This is a genomic window from Myroides indicus, assembly GCF_004364575.1.
Classification (GTDB): Bacteria; Bacteroidota; Bacteroidia; order Flavobacteriales; family Flavobacteriaceae; genus Flavobacterium; species Flavobacterium indicum_A.
This window is the reverse complement of the sequence record NZ_SOAG01000008.1, coordinates 80,311-101,224: the sequence shown is the minus strand read 5'-3', so window position 1 is coordinate 101,224 and position 20,914 is coordinate 80,311. Positions and strand designations below refer to the sequence as shown.

At 35.5% G+C, this 20,914-nt stretch carries 15 protein-coding genes and 1 tRNA gene; 8 read left to right on the top strand and 8 right to left on the bottom strand.

All coding sequences use genetic code 11. The features are described 5' to 3' along the window. Window positions 1-328: 328 nt before the first annotated feature. Window positions 329-402, bottom strand: a tRNA-Ile gene (locus C8P70_RS04890). Window positions 403-483: 81 nt separating this feature from the next. Beyond that, window positions 484-885 (bottom strand): methylmalonyl-CoA epimerase, encoded by a 402-nt coding sequence (gene mce, locus C8P70_RS04885; RefSeq protein ID WP_133712217.1) that lies wholly within the window; start codon window positions 883-885, stop codon window positions 484-486. A gap of 77 nt (window positions 886-962) precedes the next feature. Here mce and rbfA point away from each other — a divergent pair, with 77 nt between their 5' ends. The 5 genes from rbfA to C8P70_RS04860 all read left to right on the top strand — a co-directional run bounded on the left by rbfA (window position 963) and on the right by C8P70_RS04860 (window position 8,202). After that, on the top strand, window positions 963-1,355 hold the full coding sequence (gene rbfA / locus C8P70_RS04880) for a 30S ribosome-binding factor RbfA (protein WP_133712216.1): 393 nt from the start codon (window positions 963-965) through the stop codon (window positions 1,353-1,355). 3 nt (window positions 1,356-1,358) lie between these two features. After that, window positions 1,359-2,567, top strand: a complete 1,209-nt coding sequence (locus C8P70_RS04875; protein WP_133712215.1) for an ABC transporter permease — start codon at window positions 1,359-1,361, stop codon at window positions 2,565-2,567. Window positions 2,568-2,800: 233 nt separating this feature from the next. Then, window positions 2,801-5,338, top strand: a complete 2,538-nt coding sequence (locus C8P70_RS04870; RefSeq protein WP_243832664.1) for a tetratricopeptide repeat protein — start codon at window positions 2,801-2,803, stop codon at window positions 5,336-5,338. Next, window positions 5,338-7,116: an HSP90 family protein gene (locus C8P70_RS04865; RefSeq protein WP_133712214.1), complete on the top strand. Its 1,779-nt coding sequence runs from the start codon at window positions 5,338-5,340 to the stop codon at window positions 7,114-7,116. Before C8P70_RS04870 ends, C8P70_RS04865 begins: the two co-directional genes overlap by 1 nt. Before the next feature lie 24 nt (window positions 7,117-7,140). Continuing rightward, complete coding sequence (locus C8P70_RS04860) at window positions 7,141-8,202, top strand: hypothetical protein (protein WP_133712213.1); 1,062 nt, start codon at window positions 7,141-7,143, stop codon at window positions 8,200-8,202. Window positions 8,203-8,254: 52 nt separating this feature from the next. On the opposite strand, the gene C8P70_RS04855 is transcribed toward C8P70_RS04860, so the two are convergent. Next, window positions 8,255-8,674, bottom strand: a complete 420-nt coding sequence (locus C8P70_RS04855; RefSeq protein ID WP_133712212.1) for a hypothetical protein — start codon at window positions 8,672-8,674, stop codon at window positions 8,255-8,257. Window positions 8,675-8,870: 196 nt separating this feature from the next. Here C8P70_RS04855 and C8P70_RS04850 point away from each other — a divergent pair, with 196 nt between their 5' ends. Continuing rightward, window positions 8,871-9,398: a chromate transporter gene (locus tag C8P70_RS04850; RefSeq protein ID WP_133712211.1), complete on the top strand. Its 528-nt coding sequence runs from the start codon at window positions 8,871-8,873 to the stop codon at window positions 9,396-9,398. Between the two features lie 6 nt (window positions 9,399-9,404). Then, complete coding sequence (locus C8P70_RS04845; protein WP_133712210.1) at window positions 9,405-9,953, top strand: chromate transporter; 549 nt, start codon at window positions 9,405-9,407, stop codon at window positions 9,951-9,953. A gap of 91 nt (window positions 9,954-10,044) precedes the next feature. On the opposite strand, the gene C8P70_RS04840 is transcribed toward C8P70_RS04845, so the two are convergent. Further along, entirely contained in the window at window positions 10,045-12,411 is a 2,367-nt protein-coding gene (locus C8P70_RS04840; protein WP_133712209.1) for an outer membrane beta-barrel family protein, read from the bottom strand. A gap of 64 nt (window positions 12,412-12,475) precedes the next feature. Continuing rightward, the gene (locus C8P70_RS04835; protein ID WP_133712208.1) at window positions 12,476-14,854 is read right to left on the bottom strand and encodes a TonB-dependent receptor; all 2,379 of its coding nucleotides are present in this window, start codon (window positions 14,852-14,854) and stop codon (window positions 12,476-12,478) included. 245 nt (window positions 14,855-15,099) lie between these two features. Here C8P70_RS04835 and C8P70_RS04830 point away from each other — a divergent pair, with 245 nt between their 5' ends. Continuing rightward, window positions 15,100-15,411: a helix-turn-helix domain-containing protein gene (locus tag C8P70_RS04830; protein ID WP_133712207.1), complete on the top strand. Its 312-nt coding sequence runs from the start codon at window positions 15,100-15,102 to the stop codon at window positions 15,409-15,411. Window positions 15,412-15,541: 130 nt separating this feature from the next. Here the strand turns inward: C8P70_RS04830 and C8P70_RS04825 are convergent, their stop codons facing one another. The 3 genes from C8P70_RS04825 to C8P70_RS04815 all read right to left on the bottom strand — a co-directional run bounded on the left by C8P70_RS04825 (window position 15,542) and on the right by C8P70_RS04815 (window position 20,895). Further along, entirely contained in the window at window positions 15,542-16,540 is a 999-nt protein-coding gene (locus C8P70_RS04825; RefSeq protein WP_133712206.1) for a beta-ketoacyl-ACP synthase III, read from the bottom strand. A gap of 151 nt (window positions 16,541-16,691) precedes the next feature. Continuing rightward, window positions 16,692-17,597 carry a helix-turn-helix domain-containing protein gene (locus C8P70_RS04820; RefSeq protein WP_133712205.1) on the bottom strand — a complete coding sequence of 302 codons (906 nt, stop codon included), beginning with the start codon at window positions 17,595-17,597 and terminating at the stop codon, window positions 16,692-16,694. Between the two features lie 112 nt (window positions 17,598-17,709). Continuing rightward, a complete protein-coding gene (locus tag C8P70_RS04815; protein ID WP_133712204.1) occupies window positions 17,710-20,895 on the bottom strand; it encodes an efflux RND transporter permease subunit in 3,186 nt (1,061 codons plus the stop codon). Between the last annotated feature and the right edge of the window lie 19 nt (window positions 20,896-20,914).

Here is a 20,914-nt window from a genome sequence, read left to right as displayed (position 1 = left end):
AATAGTAACTCTTACTATTATTCAAACAATAAACGGAAGTGCTAATAGAAATATAAACAACTTAAAAATTAATATTACCTAAATGCACCACGGGTTACACTTAATTTCTTAGTTTGCATAATTTAATCTATTAGGTTAAACAATGCGTAACAATGGGACACCTCAATTTTGGATATGGGTCACCGAAAAGGACACCTCGAAAGCAATATTTTGTGTGAAGAATTAATTTGTTTATCCTATTAAATACCTTTAAAGTAAGCAAATATCTTGTTTTATAATACTTTACATAAATCAAAAAGCTTCACATTTTTGTGAAGCTTTTTGATTGTGGTCCAACCTGGGCTCGAACCAGGGACCACCTGATTATGAGTCAGGTGCTCTAACCAACTGAGCTATTGGACCGTTGTCTAGTTGTTTTTAGACGAGTGCAATATTACAGCGTTTTTTTAGTTTTTGCAAGTACTAACTCAATTTTTTTATAAATTATTTGATTTCTTGGCACAATTCTACCAGTATCCCATTCGTTCCCTTAGGATGTAAAAAAGCAACTAATTTATTATCAGCCCCTTTTTTAGGTGTTTCGTTTAAAACCGTAAAGCCTTCATTTTTTAATCGCGCTATTTCTGCAACAATATTCTCTACATCAAAAGCAATGTGATGAATACCTTCGCCTTTTTTAGCTATAAATTTAGCGATAGGACTGTTGGAATCAGAAGCCTCTAAAAGTTCAATTTTGTTCGGTCCATTCATAAAAAAAGAAGTATTTACGCCTTCGCTTTCTACGGCTTCTTCTTTATACGGCGGAACACCTAATAATTTTTCAAAAAGGAGGTTTGACTCTTCAAGATTTTTTACGGCAATTCCTATGTGTTCTATTTTACGCATTTTCAAAAATATGATTGAGAGGTTATCTTCAACAAAGATAAAAAACTTTGCTATCCAAAAAATTGTATTTTTGTACAATGGAAACGAACAGACAAAAGAAGATGGCGGCACTATTGCAAAATGATTTGGTAGATATTTTGCAGGGAGAGGTGCGTAAAAACGGAATAACCAATTTAATTATTTCTGTTTCTAAAGTAAGTATAACTACGGATTTATCCGTGGCAAAGGTTTTTTTAAGTATTTTTCCGACCGAGAAAGGTGCGGAATTACTAAAAGCCATTCAGTCTAATTCACCACTTATTAAACACGATTTGGCACAACGCGTAAAACATCAGTTGAGAAAGGTGCCGGATTTGATTTTTTACAATGACGACAGTCTGGAATATATTGAACAGATTGACAGAGCCTTAAAAGGAGATGAAAATCCAATTTCCAATCCTGAACTATTGTATAAGAGAAAGAAAAAGTAAACGTTGAGGTTTTCATTTTACATCGCCTGGCGATATGCCTTTAGTAAAAGTAAGAGTAAGGCAATCAATATTATTACAGCAATCGCTTCGGTTGGAATTGTTGTAAGTGCTATGGCAATGTTTGTCGTCTTGTCTGTATTTAGCGGTCTCCGGACATTTAGTCTTTCTTTTACCAATGAATTAGATCCGGAACTTAAAGTTTTTAGCGAAAAGGGGAAAAGTTTTGAAATCAGCCAGGAGCAGATCAGAGCATTGCAAACCTCCGGATTATTTGAAGGTATAGCAAAAGTAGTAGAAGATCGTTTATTGTTTACATTTCACGAAAAACAGACTGTAGCGTTTGTGAAAGGGGTTGACGAACGATATAATGAGGTAAGTGCATTTGAAGATAAGGTGGAGTATGGCAGGTGGGTAGAGCCGGAGTCTAATGATGCTGTTGTAGGGCTGGGAATTTCTTATTTATTTTCGATGGGCTTGTTTGATGTGGACAATGCCTTTGAAGTAGTGGCAATGAAGCCCGGTAAAGGCGTTATAAATAATCCGGAAGATGCCTTTATCCGAAAACACCTTACACCGGTTGGTATTTATATTTTAGGGAATGAGGATTTAGATGATAAATATGTCTTTACAACGTTAGAACTTGCTCGGGAACTGCTGAGTTTGTCCGAGAATGAAATAACAAATCTCGAACTAAAGCTCGCTAACGGCGTATCAGAAAAAGCGGCGATAGCAAAAATAAAAGAAGTACTCGGCGAATCTTTTATAGTTAAAAATAGAATTCAACTCAACGACGGACTCTACCGTATGCTTAATACTGAAAATGCCGTTACCTATCTCATTCTCCTGTTAGTTGTAATTATTGCTTTATTTACTCTTATCGGTGCATTAATTATGATTATTCTGGAAAAACAAGCTAATATAAAAACCTTGAGCCATTTAGGAGTTAATCTGCAAAGGTTGAGAAAAATATTTTTATATCAGGGGATGATTATAAGTGCTTTGGGTGGATTGCTGGGCGTGATGCTGGGCGTAATTGTAGTTTTGCTTCAGCAGCACTTTGTTTTCATTATGATAAGAGAGGGTTTTCCTTACCCGATTGAATTTAATTTCATGAATGTTATTTTAGTATTGGTGTCTATCTTTATACTAGGCTTTATAGCAGCTTATATTGCTTCATCCCGCGTTAATAAAAGCTACCTCCAAAAGGTATAGAATAAGAGTTTTTCTGTTATATAAATTGTCATAAAACTTTGAAAGTAGACTTGTATAATGAGTTTTTTTAAAATTCCTCATAGTGTATTGTTGATTTTAGTTTTATTTTTCAAATATGTTAACAGAAAAAGATAGAAGAACGTGAAATTTTAGTTATATTTAAAAAGGAAAGAAATACATTTAGAAATGTATTTTCTAAATTTGTCTCTGAAGGGAATCGTTGCCCTTTAAAAATGATGCTAAAAAATGTTATGGGAAAATTTAATGAAGAATACCTTGGATATATGAGTCAGGCGGCAAACGATACAGTTTTGCTAACCAATCACGCTTTGGATTTTATTGAAAAAAATGATTATTCAGAAGCTGTAAACTGGTATAAAGCACATGCCTTGTGTATGTTGGCGGTACAGATAGGCGAGTATAATGAGGCTTTTCAACAATTGTATACTCAGTTAAACGAAGACTCCAACCGTGAATTCAGCAGTGTTTATTTAAACGAAGAAGATTATCTGCAATGGTTTGATGACGTAGTAGAGCTCAATAGGCTTTTTATCAGTTTAGGCTATACTTCTGCCTATGTTTATATGCATGAACTGTATATGAATGCCCGTTATGGATTTAAAGACGAAACCAAGGCTACAGAATATCTAAATAAAGGATTTGAAGCAGGAAACCCGATAGCAAAAGCCTTTGTTGGTTACAATACTTATTACGGTAATCTGGGATTTAATCACAGTAAAGAAGAAGGTATCCGATTACTGAAAGAAGCTTCTGTTTCCGAAAATTACAGAGCAGAGATCTTTTTATTAAATATAGAATTTGGCGAAAGCACTTCCGCAGAAGAAGGGTGGAGTGTATTAGAAAAATACGATAATCTGATTCATAACCAAAAAAGAGGATTATATGTTTTAGCAGATTATTATCTCCGAGAAGGTCAGGACGCAAAAGCACTGGAAGTTTTGAATGAAGGTATTATGCACAAAAGCGGATATTGCAGTTATTTGCTGGGGATGATGATTTGTAACGGAAGGTTTGACAACTTTGGATTTTCAACAGAACAAGGAAGAGAGTATCTGCAAGAAGGATTTGAAAGAGGAATTGCATATTCCAAGTTTTTGATAGGTTATTTTTATTTATATCCTCGTGATAATTCAGAGCCTGATTTTCAAAAAGCTATAGCTAATTTTGAAAAAGCGGCGCAGTATAATTCTGCAGAAGCTCTGCTGGAACTGGCATTACTTTACCTGTATCACAAGGATTTTAAAAATATAGCACTCGGCATGAATTATTTGGATAGAGCCATTGCCGAAAATTATCATCGGGCGATGTCAGAAAAAGGCTACGCTTTACTGGATTTTGAGGAAGTAGAAAGAAATGTAGAAGAAGGAAAGTCACTATTAGAGCAGGCAATGAATCTTGGCAATGATTATGCTCCTTACCGCTTAGGTGTAGGATATCAGAATGCAGAATTTGAAGCGGAAGCCGATTATTTAAAAGCTCATGAATTATTTGAAATTTCTGCAGAGCGGAATAATATAAACGGTTTAGAGCAGGCAGGACGCTATAACCGTTTTGGCTATGCTAAAGAACCCAATCCGAAAAAGGCTGCAGATTACTATCAAAAAGCCATAGAGCTGTACGATTCTAATTATTGCAAGGTAGAATTGGCAATGCTGAAAGAAAGTGGGTATGGCATTGATAAAAATATAGAAGAAGCCAGAGAGCTTTATGAAAGCGCTCTGCAAAATAACTATTCCTTTGCCGCTATTCGTCTTGGATTTATGTATGAAGATGGCGTGTTTGGAGCTAAAGAGCCGGAAAAGAGCAGAGAATACTTTCAAATTGCCGCTGATGCAGAAATAGGAGAAGGATTCTACCATTTGGCTCGCTGTTATCGGTATGGGATAGGTGGAAAACTGGAGGAAGAAGAAGCTTTTATATTGTTTAAAAAAGCATTAGAGTATGGTTTTGCAGATGCTAATGTAGATATTGCACTGGCTTACGAAGAAGGTAGTTGCGGACAAGAATTTGATGCTGATAAAGCTCTTGAATACATGAGTGCTGCTGCTGAAGCAGGAATTGGATATGCACAATATAAAATAGGATGCTATTATACCTACGGTATGTTAGAAAACAGCGATATAGAAGTAGGCAAAGAATGGTTTGAACAGGCAAGCCATAATGGTTCTCCTTTGGCAATGCTTGCTTTAGGCGATTATTATTTATACGGATACGGACAAGAAAAAGAATACGAAAAAGCTTTGCCGTATTATCAGATGGCAGAAGAAAGAAACTATCTTTCTGAAGGAATAGGAATTTGCTATCAGTTTGGTTTGGGAGTAGAAAAAGACGAAAACAAAGCCTTTAATTATTACAAAGAAGCAGCAAGCAGAGGATACGGAGCCGCCTCTTTTAGATTAGGACTGTGTTATCTGTACGGCAACGGAACACCAGAAGATACAATAGAAGCTTTTTTTCATTTAAGAGAAGCCGCTGATGCGGGAAATATGGATGCCGCAGGCTATGTGGGTAAAATGCTGATAAAAGGAGAAGGAACAGAGCCCGATCCGCAACAAGGAGCACAATATTTAAAACAATCTGCCGAAGCTGGATATGCAGACGCACAATATGAACTGGGCAATTGCTATTTAAAAGGAGAAGGGGTTGAGCAGAATGATGAGCTTGCGATGCAGTGGTATCAGACAGCAGCGGAAAACGGCAATGAGAACGCTCAAAAAATAGTTGGAGGATCCAGAAAAAGAAGGAGATAATGGAAAACAATAGACCTTATCAGTTTCAGGTCAATATGAAAGGAATGATTGAACTGTTGTCAGAACATATTTATAGTTCGCCAACAGTTTTTATTCGGGAGCTGCTACAAAACGGAATGGATGCAGTTACTGTGCGCAAAGGAATAGACGAACATCACAAGGGGCGTATTAATATTATTTTTGAAGGAGATACGTTGATTTTTCAAGACAATGGCATTGGATTGACTACCGAGGATGTTCATCAGTTTTTATCCGTAATAGGACAGAGCTCTAAAAGAGGAGATCTGGCAGATAAAGACCTTATCGGAAGATTTGGTATCGGATTACTGTCTTGTTTGGTAGTTAGTGAAACAATTGTTGTTGAGTCGCGTGCTTTGGTACAGAGTTCTTCTGTAAAGTGGATCGGACATGCTGACGGAACGTATAATGTAGAGGTAATCGATCAATTACCCGAGATAGGAACTAGGGTAATTTTACAGGCAAAAAAAGAATGGCGTTCGCTGTTTAAAAAATCAGCAATTAAAGAAAATATATTGTTTTACGGAAGTGCTTTGCCAATAGAAGTGAATCTGATAGAAGGCGGAAAAACAGAGCAAATCCTGGACGGGAATCCGGTATGGCTGAATTCCGAATCAACAAAAGAAGAATTATTGGCTTATGGGAAAGAATTGTTTAAAACTCACTTTCTCGACGCTTTTCAGTTGCATTCACAAACAGGAGAGCTACAGGGAGTAGCCTATATTATTCCAAACAAAGTGAACTCAACGGCAAGCAAAGAACACAAAATATTTTTAAAACGAATGTACTTATCCGATCAGGCAAAAAATCTGTTGCCGGAATGGACTTCATTCGTTCGCTGCGTTATTAATTCCAATGCTTTGCAACCAACAGCATCGAGAGAAGCTCTGATGAATAATGCTGTTTTACAGGAAACTAAAAAAGAATTGACGCAGTGTTTTAAAGATTATTTAAAACTGCTGTCGATGACAAATCTGCATTTGCTCGAAAAGATAATTTCGATCCATCATATGTTCATTAAATCACTGGCAGCTTCTGATGCCGAGATTATAAATTTGTTTGAAGACTACCTGCCTTTCGAAACGAATAGAGGCACGTTGTCTTTTGGTGAGATTAAAGAAAATTTTAACCAGATTTATTATACCCCTTCTTTAGATGATTTCAGACAAATAAGACGGATTGCCGGTTCTCAAAAAAAACTGGTTATCAATGCCGCCTATAGTTATGAGACCGAATTGATTGAAAAAATAAAACAGAATAACAGTGTGCTGTTTATCGAAAAAATTTATCCAAACGATATTCTGGAAGAGTTTGAAGAAGCTGAAGATACAAATCAAACGATTGAAAAATTTATTTTTAAAGCTGACAAAGTACTGAAAAAGAATTATTGTAAAGCAGAAGTAAAAAGATTTGATCCAATAGATACCACAGCTATTTATATTGCTGATGAAAAAGCACTTGCCAGCAAAAATATAAAGAGCTTATCACAAACAAACAATCCATTTGCCGCAACGTTGCAACACTTTAAACAGCAGGAAGACAATATGCCTGTACTGTGCTTTAATCAACAAAATGATTTGGTTGAGAAGTTGTTAAATATAGACGATGAAGAACTGTTTGAAGCTCTGGTTAATGTTTTATACGTACAGGCTTTAATGCTCGGAGGATATACGATTAATAAAAAAGAAATGGATACATTTAATCATGCGTTGTATCAGTTCGTTGTTTTGGGTATGTCAAGTTTTTTACCCAAAATATAAAAACACTAATTCAATAAAATAAAAATGAATTATAATTTAGAAATACAAAAAAGACTTTTAAAACTGGATGAGTTAAAAAGCTTTCATGATAAAATAGTAATTTTGAAAGAGGCAATCCATATAGCTGACCAGCACAACGATATAGATTGGGGATTTGACCTGAGGCTGAATCTTATTCAGCAAGAGCGAAATACGTCTAAATGTAAAGAAAGTTTTCCTGCTTTTGCGTGGATATTAAATGCAAGTGATACGAATGAAGATTACTTTAACGAGTCTGAGTTTTTGTGGGAATACAAATGGATGTTTTGTTCTGCCTATCGCAATGCTTCCGTTTCGATGGAACAAATACTTGAAATAGGGGAAGATCTCAATCGCCGATTAGAAAAAAACGGTTACAGCAAACGAGCGTATTACAATGTGATGACCGGTTTGGCACTACATCTTAGAGATTATAAACAAGCTCAGAAATATGCAGATTTGGCAGATGCTGAACTGGTAGACGAAATGACGAATTGTCCGGCATGTGAACTGGATACCAAAGTTGAAATTTTGATGTTTCAGGGAATGACGGATGAAGCTTTGATAAAAGCAGGAGATTTAATTAATAAGAAACTAACCTGCTATTCGATGCCGTTTCAAACCTTTTGTAGTTTGTCTCATCACTTATTGAAAAAAAAACCGGAAAAAGCAGCCCACTTTTTTGAAAAAGCTATTGAAGAGTACAACGCTCACAATCAATACGACAGTTCTGTAGGGTATTCTATGGGATTACTATTATCATACATGCATCAAACCGATCATCCTGACAAATGGAAGTTTTTTGAAAAAGTAGCAGATTGGGAGATAGAAGCGGAAGATATTCATCGCTATAACTTTTATAAATATATGGCTTCAATCATGAAAGAAGGAGGAACAGTACAGCTGAATTTGTCGGCTTCTTTGCCTTATTATCAGAAAAGTGGTGAATACGATTTAAAACAGCTATATCAGTACTTTGTGAATTCAGGTTTTGAAATAGCAAAACAATTTGACAACCGCAATAAGAATAACAATTTTACAAGAGAACTAGAACAAGCAATCTGTTAAAAATGACGAAGTAGGAAGTTTCTGCTTAAAACAGTAGGCATGAAATCTGTAATTAAAACAGGCTGGTTTGTCCTTGTGCAGCTTCTGCTTCACGTTCTAACGTAACATTTTCTTTTTCTTTTGCAAAGACAAAAACTTTTCCGTGAAGTTCTGCAACAAGTCTTCCTAACTTTTTAAAGTGCGGATTATCTTGTTGGTTTTTAATTGATAAAGCTTGGCTTATAAACTGGTGCAATGCATAAGCTTCATGGTATTTTAAAACAAAATTGTGTTTTTTATTGTGATCCAATATGGAAATCTGCTTTTGGATATTTTTAGTTTTTTCTTCAAATTTAATGAGTAAATCAGCTCTAATGCTGTTTAATACAGCAAGTTGAAGCGTATCTGTTTTTTGGTTTTTCGTATGCTCAAGCACTTGAATAACAGCAGGCAAAATATCATTATTTAATTTGATTTGTATTTTTGTAATCATTTTTAAATTCAGAAAGGCTTTTTAAGTCAAAAATGCATATAAAACTCGCAAAATAACGAAAAAAAAGTGAATTGAACAGTAAAAATAAATGAATAACAAAAGTTTTTAGGATGCTATATTTTAGGCTCTTTTATTGTAATTGATTATTTTTGAATTTAACCATTATACTCTGAGAAAGGAGAGAAATACTGGAAATATGCTTAAATTATTTTTACTGTTTACCAAAATAGGTCTTTTTACAATTGGAGGCGGTTATGCTGTTATTCCTCTCATTGAAAACGAGATTGTTTCAAGAGGATGGCTAACCTATGAGGAGTTCTACGAATTACTGGCAATAACTGAATCTTTACCCGGCGTTTTTGCTACTAATATAGCGGCTTTGGTCGGTTATAAAATAAGCGGAATGAAAGGGGCAATAGTCTCGGCTTTAGGGACAATTATTGCTCCTTTTGTAATTATTATTTTAATAGCTATGTTTTTCAGTCGGTTTCAGGATAATTTATATGTAGATAAGGCATTTAAAGCGTTGCGTCCTGTTGTGGTAGGTTTAATTGCAGCACCTTGTTATTCAGCAATAAAAATCAACAAGATGACTGTACGTACCTTACTTCTTCCTTTTATAGCCTTGATGCTTATGTGGGGGTTTCAGGTTTCTCCTATTTGGATTGTAATTGGAGGGTGCATTGGAGGGATAATCTATCAAAGTGTAATGCAAAAACAGTAAACGAGGGTGATATTTTATAAATTATTTTGGGTTTTTACAAAAATAGGTGTTTTTGGATTTGGTGGCGGATATGCGATGTTGTCTCTGATACAGGAAGAAGTAGTCGAAAGAAATAACTGGATGACTAAGCAGGAGTTTACCGATTTAGTCGCTGTTTCACAAATGACCCCCGGCCCCATAGGCATTAATACAGCCACTTATGCCGGATATAATGCCATGATTTATTCAGGATATTCACCATCGATGGGAGTTCTTGGCGCAATAGTAGCTACGCTGGCTCTGTGTTTGCCGTCGTTTATTATGATTGTGATTATTTCGTATTTTTTTATCAAGTTTAGAAATAGCAGATATTTTGGCTATGCCATGTCTGGAATAAAGCCTTTGAGTGTCTCCTTGATTGCACTGGCTGCTTTATCCCTTACCAATGGAGAAAATTTTATAGATTATTTAAGTCCAATATTGTTTGGGGCTACATTAATAGCTTCCATAAAGTATAAAATTCATCCCATATTGATTCTTACTATTGCTGGTGTGGTAGGAATAATTGTATATTGAAACAACCCTCTTGGGACTTTAAAAACAAAGTGGTTTCGGCTCAATACGAGCAAGAAAAAAGAGTTACGTTTAGCTTAAAAGCTTAAAAAGATTAACTGCTTCGACTTTTGTCTTCAAAGTTGGCTTCCTTTATACTCTTTTTATGGGTATTATTTCCAAATTTAAAGGTAGCACTTATTGAAAATCTTCTTGAATTCCAACTGTTGCTAAAGGTTTGGGTGTTATCCGTATAATACATCGTTCCCGCATTTTTTCCGGTGTTGAGAATATCAAATAAGGTTAGGTTTACGTTTAAGTTATTGTCGAGGAAGTTCAACCGCATGCCAGTTGACAAAGTTTTGTAGGCATCATATTTTGTGTTGTCTTCTCTATTGGGAAGCATGTGATACCAGTTTAAAAAAAGTTTCAAGGTTTTGTTTTCATTCAGGTTAAATGTGTTTTGCGAGTAATAACTCAGGGTAGAGCCTTTTCGACCAATTTGAGTAGCATCGGCAGGATAATAAGGAACTGAATAATAAAAGTCTGTTCCGGTGTTGGTTTCCCACCAAGATACAAACTTATCATTGTATGAAATATCAAATCCGTAGTTATCACTGTTGAGCATATTATACCATGTGTCAATATAATATCCGTCAATGAAAGAGCTTATCTGATCGAAAGAGTCGGAAACGTGATAATAGTTAAACGTAAAAGACAATACGCTGTTGTATACATAATTCAGTTCAAAACTATTGGTAAAGGAAGGATTGAGTTCCGGATTTCCACTGTTATAGGAGTAAGTATCTGAATAAAACCGAAATGGGTTTAATATGCTGGAATAAGGTCTGTTAATGCGTTTGGAGTAATTTGCGCTAAAAGAATGCGTCTCATTTGGATCATATGAAATATAAGCGGTAGGAAACCATTGATGATAAGATTTTTTGAATTTTTCGCCTGTATCCAGTAAATGTCCTTTTACTTCTGTTTGTTCAAACCGCATGCCGGCCTTTATCTGCCATTTGTCGCTTAGCTGCTTACTTAAACTGATATAGCCTGCATAATTATTTTCAAAATAGTTAAATCGATTGCTTTTTTCCGAATCAAAAACTTTCTGCTGATTCACAATATCATAATAAAATACTTTTGCTTTGTTGTCAAATCGGGTATATTTAGCTCCCGTTTCCACAGTAATCCACTTTAAATCATAATTGAGATCTGCATTTGCACTCCAAACATTATAGCTGAGTTCGTTAGTATAATGCATTTCGTTTTTGAGTTGGCTCAGCGTGCTGAAATCGTGTACTTGCGAAAATTTGTCAGATTGATTGGTAAAATAATTGACACCCATTGCCAGTTTATTGCCCAAAGTATCAAATTCCTGATCGTAAAATAGATTAAGGGTGTGATAGCTATTCTGAGTATCTCCGTGGTTGAGCGAAGTTAAGACAGAATCCACAGCCATGGAAGGAACAGAGAAATAATCGGTTTTTCCGTAGGTATTGATGTCGTTTTTGGCATGGGTATAGTCGTAACTTACTCCAACCAAAGCTCTGTCTGTCCATTGATAATTAGTTGTAAGGTTTATACTGCCCGACCGATATAAGCCATCGTTCATTGCTTTGGCATCTAGTCCATTTTCGTTTCCTATATATACAAAATTATTGTTAGACTGAAATCTGCCGTCATATCCGTTTGCTTTTAAGGATAAATTCCATTTTTGTGTTTGATAATTTATATTTCCATTAATGCCGTAAGACGTTTTATCGTTGTATGCAAAAGAAGTCCCTGCTGTTCCGTACATTCCTTTTGTTTTATCTTTTTTGAGCACAATATTAATCAAACCGCTGTTTCCTGAAGCTTCATATTTTGCTGGCGGAGCAGTAATTACTTCAATCTTTTCGATGTCGTCCGAACGAAGCGTTTTGAGGTAGCTTGTCAGTGCATCTCCGTTGAGGTAGAGGATCTTGTCGTTTATCATTATGGTGACGTTGCTTTTGCCAACAATACTAATTTTATCGTTTTGTACTTTTACCATAGGCGTATTGGATAATGCTTCCATAGCGTCCATTCCCTGCGCCGATATACTGTTAGCGGTATTGAAAACCAGCCGGTCTACCTTGCGTTCAATTAGTTTTTTTTCTGCTTTTACTACGATTTCTCCTAATTGAGTATTCGTATTCAAGAAAAGAGTACCTAAATCTAAGTCTTTATCAATATGAATTTCCTTTTGCAGAACATGTTGCCCCACATAAAGGATATTGAGTACATACTCTCCCGAAGGAATGTCCGAAATGATAAAAGTTCCTTCTTCGTCAGAAAAAGTTTGTTTAATCAGGTTTTCTTTTTGCAATAAATGCAATTCAGCAAAATCTAAAGCGCTTTGTTGGTCGTTTTGAAGTTTTCCTTTCAATGTATTTTGGGCGGATATATTTTGGCAGATAAAACTCAGAATAAAAATAATGTATAATGGGAATTTCATAAAATAAGGCTGGTATTAATCAGTTACAATATATTAATAATTTACAGAAAACGGTATTCAAAATTTAACTTCTGTTTTTTTCTTCTGTATTACTTCCATCGTGCTGTTTAACTTTAATGCTTTCGTTGCCAAAAGAAAAAGTTAATCCCACTCTTATATAGCGATTGTCGTAATACATATTATAAATTTGATCTACGTTATTGGTATTTGTTTTAATAGAAGGAGAGCTTGTTTTTAAAATATCATTTGCGTAAACAGACAGCTGCAGTTTTTTATTCAAGAGAGCATATTTAAAACCGAGGTTAACTGCATATGACTCACCAAGATCATAGATCTGAAACTTTACAGGAGACTGATACCAAAAGTTAAGCTGAGCCTGTATTGTTTTTTCCGGATTGAAAGAAAAAGTATTATCAGTGGTTATGTAGATTCCTGTTCCATTATTTGCAGGGATGTCAATATCCTTTAACAGAGACATGTCTTTGTAAAAAAGAGTAGCCGTTGTTTGAGATTGCAGGAAGTGAAAAGCATCTAAAATATAAGTTTCCGATAGCGTTATGTCAGTGGTATTAAAGATATTGTCTCTCAAGTAAATCTGGGTGTTATTTTCTGAATCAATAGTGGGATATTGAGCAAAATTCTCTTTGGTTTTTGAAAGAGACACTGATGTAATTAATTTTCCCTGATAGGTATGTGATAATTCAAAATTATCGGTAAATGCAGGCTGTAGAGCAGGATTTCCTTCCGCATAGCTAAATTGATTAATATACCATCGGAAAGGATTGAGTTCCCAAAATGAGGGCCTGGCAATCCGTTTGTTATAACTTGCAGATAAAGAGTGATTTTCGGTAGGGGCATAACCAATATATACTGACGGGAATAATTGTACGTATTCTTTTTTGTTTGAAGTTTTATATATTCTGGAATTTCCGGTTGTTTGGGTATTTTCAAGTCTCAGTCCTGCTTGTATCTGCCATTTCTCCGATAGAGATTTTTGTGCGCTCATATAAAGTGCCTGCGTATTCTCTTTGTATTCAAAATTATCTCGCTGACTGAGGTCTTCAACCGGAAAATTCTGATTTAAATCAAAGTAATTGGTCTTGTTGTTGGTTGTGGTAACACTCAATTTTCCTCCATACGAAAGACTAAACCATTTAAGTGGCTGATCGATATCTATTTTAGCGCTGAAATTGTCAATATCTTGTTTACCAAAGTTCGCCGCAGAAAAAGGCTCGCCAGACTCTCCGTTTAAAAATTCAGGAATAGTGATAAAAGTTCTGTTTTTATCATTGCGGTATTCAAAATAATCTACATCAACAGCTATTTTTGTGCCGAGAGAGTCAAATTGATGCAGTAAATGAGCATTTAAAGCATTGCTCTTTGTGTATTCCTTCTTTTTTCCAAAAGTATTTGTGTAATAATCGATATTCTTACCATCGTAAATATCTGTATACACAACATCTGTATCAGATGGTTTTTTACTGTTGCCTATATACTGAATTCCAACCGTAGTCTTATCGTTAAAACGATAATCAAACTGAGCAGTTGCTGCAATTTTGTCTTCATTTCGAGTAGCTATATTTTTTAAAGACCACAATCCCTGAGGATAAAATATATCCAATTTTTCGATCGAATTGCTTTTACCGATATTTCCGTTTATATTGATGCTTAGCGAGATTTTGTCTTTGTTGTAATTAAACAGGTTTCCCAATCGCCAATATGCTCGGTCTGCCTGAATTTTCGTTGCTTCAATTTTATTGCTCCACGCATTGATTTTAGAAGACTTTAAAACAATATTTACTAATCCGCTGTTTCCTTCTGCTTCATATTTTGCCGGAGGAGCTGTTATAATTTCTATTTTTTGAATATTGTTTGCAGGTATAGATTTCAGATAGTTAATCAAATCTTCGCCGGACATTTGCACAAAGCGATCATTGATTAAGATTCTGACATTATTTTTTCCGATAATTGAGATGCTTTCGTTATCTATCTTTAATCCGGGAGCCATTTTTAAGGTTTCTAAAGCATCACTGTTTAAAGTGGTAACAGCATTTTCAACATTAAAAACCGTTCTGTCTATTTTTCGTTCAAATATTTTTTTAGGGCTGGTGAGGACAATTTCATTCAACAGGGTAGAGTTTTTAATTGCCATCTTTCCAAGATTTGTATCGGATGTAACATTTACGGTCTGGTCAACTTGCAGAATTCCGTAACTGTATAATTGAAATCGATAAGAGTTGCCTTTAACGTTTTCAAATAAAAATATTCCTTTTTCATCAGAAAAATTCTGAGCAGCAAGTGCTCCGTCAGTATCGAGAAGATATACTTCGGCAAAAGCAACGGGATTATTATCCTGATCCACTATACTGCCCGTTACCAGATATTGTGCAAAAGCAATTGCAGAACTAAAGAGTAAGGTGACAAGGCAATAAAAAAATTTCATTTTGCTATAGTATTAATTGTAACTCTATTCTATATGACTTTAAAAATTTGTTTTTGTTACAGTTTGTATTGACAAAAAAACAGCAAAGTGTGTCTTCGTGGTTGTAGTAAGCCGCTTTATTTTGAAAGTTTTTGGTTTTAACCGGGAGATAACTAAAAGATAAGTTTAACTATTCTGATTCTGTTTGGTATATAAATAGTATTATCTTTGATAGCATAATGTAAATATTTATTTGTTAAAAGAAGATGAGCAAACTATCTATGAATTGTAATCCAGATACAAAAAAGCTCAAGTACAACAGAAAACAATTAGGATTATCTCAGGAGTTTGTTGCAATGAAATTAGGAATTACGCAAAAAGCGTATTCTGATATTGAAAGTGGGAAAACAAAATTGAAAAATGAGGTTTTAAACGATATTGCTAAAATTTTAGGGATTTCTCCCTTTGAGGTATGTCCTATTTCCTGTGATTGCAGCTCTGAATTACGAAAGAGGCACAATGAATTGATAGAATATTTAAACAACAAAGGGATTAATATTCCTGAAGAATTTATTTAAAAAGCATTTCTTTACTCTTACTACGATTTAAAAAATAAAGGCAAAGAACTTATTGATTAAAATTTGTTTAAGTATAAAAATTAATTTCAGTAAAAATCTGCGGAGGTATAATTTTCATGTCCGCAGGTTTTTATATAGTCCATTTCAAAAGGCTTGCACCCCATGAAAAGCCTGCTCCAAATGCGGTGAGTAGTATTAAATCTCCTTTGTTTAATACAGTGGTGTTTTCCCAGATGCACAGTGGAATCGTTGCTGCAATGGTATTGCCATAGTACTTAATATTGGTAAGTGTTTTGTGCTGGTCAATATCAATTTCTTTTCCTACAGCATCTATAATGCGCTGATTGGCCTGGTGTGGAACCAGCCATTGAATATCCTGTACAGAAAAATTGTTTCTCTGCATTACTTCAATACAAGTGTCACGCATTCCCTGAATTGCATTTTTAAATACGATTTTACCGTCTTGCTTAATATACTTTTTATCATCTTGAAAAGATTCATCGGAAAAGGGATAAAGAGACCCCCCGCCTTCTATATTAAGAAAGTCTTTTCCGCTGCCGTTGCTTCGCAATACGGCGTCTATAATACCTTCATCAGATGAAGCTTCTAGCCATACAGCTCCGGCACCATCACCGAATAGGATATTGGTGTTTCTGTCTTTGATATTGACATAGGAACTGATTTTATCCGCTCCGACTACAATTATATTTCGGTACCTTCCGCTTTCAATAAGTGAGGCGCCTAAATCTAAGGCATATAAAAAACCTGAACAGGCAGAATTAACATCAAATGCCCATAGCGTATTCAGATTGAGTTTTTGGCAGATAATATTTGCGGTGGCAGGCATAGGCATGTCCGGAGTGGAAGTAGCTACAATTAGTGCTTCCGCACTACGGAGATCTTTATGGTAAACTTCTGCTAGGTTTTTTATGGCTTCTACAGCCATGTCAGAAGTTGCAAAACCGTTTTCTAATATTCTGCGTTCTTTTATTCCGGTTCGTTTTATTATCCATTCATCAGAGGTGTCTGAAATTAATTCTAAATCTTTATTGGTACGTTTTTGGTACGGGACAAAACCTCCGATAGCTGAAATGGCAGCAAATCTTTGTTTTTGTAAATTTGATTTCATGGATTGATTAGGGTAAGGCTTTTTGGTTATTTGATTCCTTAATTTATTGGAAAACAAATTTCCAAAATATTTTGTCTTTTTGATAGTAAAATAAACGGAGTTATATGTCAAAAAGACGTATTAATAATAAGAAGGCTTGTTTTATTAGAGGTTAATTATCCGCTTTAAACGCACTAGGTGAAACACCTGTATAATTTTTAAAGTATTTGCTAAATATGGATGTGTCCTGAAAATTTAAAGCCGTAACTACGTCTGAAATGGCAAACTGAGGGTTTTTGAGCAATACTTTTGCTTCTAAAATGACACTTTCCGCTATAATTTGTTTAGGAGATTTTTTAAATACATCGGTAATTATTTTAGTGAGATGTTTACGACTGATAAACATTTCATCTGCATAATATTGTACATTCCGATGTCTTTTAAAATGGGTGGAAACAAGGTACAGAAATTTTTTTGCTAATTCTTCTTTCCTTATTTCTTTTGAAGTATCGTGAGCCAGAACAGCCCGATTGTAAAAGTTGCCTAATTCATAAATTAGAATAGAAAAATGATGCAGTACCAGATTCTTTGAAAACAAGTGGTTGTTTTTAATCACTAAGAAATTCAATTTTTTGAGGTGGTATTTTATATCTCGTGTTACCTGATTGTCCAGCGAAATAACTTTGGGATATTTGGAAGATAAGAAGTCAATTAAATTGTTGGATTTGATGTGAAAGCCCGCTTCTATGAATAAATCTGCATCTATAAAAATAGCTTTAACGGAAAAGTCATCCGAAAACTTTATGATTTCAAAAAACTGATTGGGCAAAACAATCAACATATCATTTTTCTGAACGGTTACGGGTTCTAGATTTATCGTTATTTCGCAGGTTCCATCTATAATTAAAATCAGTCCCATCGTTGTAAACTGATAAGGTTTTTCTATGACAAAGTATTTTTTGTTTTGTGGTCCAATGTCAAAAATAGCCAGTCTTTGATCCACTAAAACATCAGAGTTCCGATTAATAATATCTGTTAGAGAGTAAACCTGAATATAGCGTTTTTTTGAATCTGACATTGTAAAATAATAAGTAAATAAAGGTAGTGTTTCTTATATTAGTTTTAAAATAGAACATAAAATGGGACTATCTTACTCAGACAGCCCCATTTTTTATAAAGTTAAATAGGGGTTATTCCTGATTTTTTTGAGCGGAAGTCAATTCGTCTACAAACGCCTCATTTTGTACAAAATCTTCAGTCATTAATTCTGCATAGTCTATTTTTTTGCCTTTTCCGAATCTTCTTCCCAGACTGTCAAAAATAGAATATACAACCGGAACAATGACCAAGGTAAGCAGTAAGGAAGATATTAAGCCTCCTATAATTACTGTGGCTAATCCTCTGTTGATATCAGCTCCGTCTCCTTGCGCCAATGCAATAGGAACCATTCCTATTACCATTGCCACAGTTGTCATTAAGATAGGTCTGAAACGAGCGTGGTTGGCCGAAATCAAAGCATCATAAGTACTGAAACCTTCTGCTTTCCGGTGATTGGCAAAATCTACTAACATAATTGCATTTTTAGCAACTAGTCCAATAAGCATAATAATACCTAAAATGGTAAATATATTTAGTGTTTCATTAGAAAGTGCAAGCAGCAGCAACGCTCCGATAAAGGAAAGCGGTATCGAAAACAAGACTACAAACGGAGTTACAAAGTTGTCATACAGAGCAACCATTACCAGATATACTAAAATAATGGAAGCTAATAAAGCATATCCCAATGTTCCGAAGCCCTCCTGCTGATTTTCCATATTTCCTCCCCAAATAAAGGATACACCCGGTTTCAATTCCAATTTGTTAAATTCAGCTTCCCACTCGGCAGCAATTGTTCCGGCTGGTTTTCCTACAACCTGAGCCTGAACGGATACGGCAGGAGACTTGTCTCTTCGCTCCAGTAAAGTAGGACCAGAGCCATAGGATACGTCGGCAAATTGCTCTAATTTTATTGTTTGTCCCTGTGCATTGATAAATTTAAGATTTTTTACGTCATCTATCGTTCCTCTGCCAAATTCGTCATAGCGAATATTAATATCGTATTCGGTATCATCTGCTCTGAATTTTGTATCGGTATTTCCGGAAAAAGCAGTTTGCATAGTTCCTCCGACAGTAGCTACATCCAAACCGAGTAAATTCATTTTGTCGCGATTTACTTTTACATTTATTTCAGGATTTCCATCTTCTGAAGTCAGCTTAACTTCGGTTGCTCCTGCAATTTGACGGAGTAAATCAGCAGTTTTGTTTGCGTATTCCAAAGCGTCTTCCTGAGAAGAAGCTACTACTGTAAGATTAATAGGCGCTTGTTCGGCTCCCATAATACCAATGTCGACAGTTTTTATCTTAGCGCCTACCAAAACCTGTTCCATCTCTCGTTTAAGTTTGGCAGCATATACTTTGGTAGATTCTTTTTTATTGTGGGCTTTATCCAGATAAATCTGAATTTCAGATTTGTATTTTGTTCCGCTTGTAGTCATCATCCCGTCAGATGCTTGTCCGACAGTGGTAATCATCCTTACGATTTCGGTTTTTTGTTTCAGATAATCTTCTGCCTTTTGGGTCATAAAGTTGGTTTGCTCGATAGAAGCGTCTTTGTTCATTTCTATTTGCAGGTAAAATTCTCCTTTGTCATTGCCTGGGAAAAAGTCCGAACCGATATATCCCATTCCAACCAGTGACAAGGACGAAGCAAATAGAACTACAGTAACAACAAGCGTAATCAGCTTGTTTTTCCAATTGCGCAATGCCCATTCCAAAATACCGCTGATCCAGTGTATGATAGCAGTCAGCCCCGATTCAAATCCGTGTAAAATTCTTCCAAAAAAGCTGTACTTGCTGATGTGCGATAATTTTCCCATACGCGAATACAGCCAAGGGACAACAGTAAAGGATACTAAAAGCGATAATAAAGTGGAAATTACTACGGTAACACAAAACTGGCGTAAAATGTCGGATACTAACCCGGATGAAACCGCAATCGGCAAAAATACTACTACAATAACTAAAGTAATGGCTGTAACAGTAAAACCGATTTCTTTAGCTCCGTCAAAAGCTGCACGTGCTTTATTTTTACCCATCTGCATGTGGCGATGGATGTTTTCAATAACCACAATGGCATCATCTACTAAAATACCCACCACAAGAGATAATCCTAATAAGGACATCAGGTTAAGAGTATATCCCATTAGATTTAGTCCGATAAAGGTAGCTATAAGCGATAAGGGGATAGCAACAACAGCAATAAAAGCATCTCTTAAGCTGTGTAAAAAGAAAAGCATGATAAAGGCTACCAATGCAATGGCAATCATCAAATCGTGCATTACGTTATTGGCGGAGTTAATCGTATAATCTGTAGTATCATTTGCCACAACTATTTGGACATCTTGTTCCGCAAAATCTTTTTCTACTGTTTCAATGGTTTTTTTTACTAATTCCGACACGGCAACGGCATTGGCATCCGATTGCTTGAATACCTGAAGTAAAATAGTGTTTTTTTGATCTATACGCGCTATTTTTTCAACGTCTTTAATTCCGTCCTGTACATCGGCAATATCTTTTAACCGTATCATTATTCCGCTTGGAGTAGATATCGGAAGATTCCGCATTTCGTCAATTGAGGTAAATTTTCCGGACAACCGGATGGTGGTCTGACTGCCCCGGGTTTTAATATTTCCTGTCGGAAAGTCTAAGTTAGCTGTTGTAATAACCTGTTGAACCTGCAGGATATTAAGACCGTATCCTTCTAATTTTTTAGGATCGATGCTCACCTGAATTTCGCGTTCTTCTCCACCAATCATATCAACTTTTGCCACACCGTTTACACGGGCAAAAACAGGCTGAATCTTTTGGTCTAATAAATCGTATAAATCTTTTTCAGATAATTGCGAGGTGACCGAAAGGTTCATAATCGGAACATCGTCCAATGAGAATTTGTTGAGGGAGGGAGTCTCTACGTCGTCAGGCAAATCGTTGATGACAGCGTTTACTTTTCGCTGCGCATCTGTTAAAAGATAATTGACATCGGCTCCGGTATTTAAAGTAATCATCACTACGGAAACACTTTCAAAAGATTTGGATTCAATCTTTTTCACGTTTTCTAACGATGACACAGCATCTTCTATTTTTTTGGTTACTGAATTTTCCACTTCTGACGGTGCTGCACCCGGATAAACAGTCTGTATAGTAATTACGTTTACTTCAAATTTTGGTATCAGTTCATACCCGAGCTGGGTATAAGAAAAGAGTCCGCCCAGCGTTAGTATGATAAAAAGTACAATAATTATACTGGGGCGTTTTATTGATATTTCGGCTATTTTCATTCTGTTAAGTAACTGATTA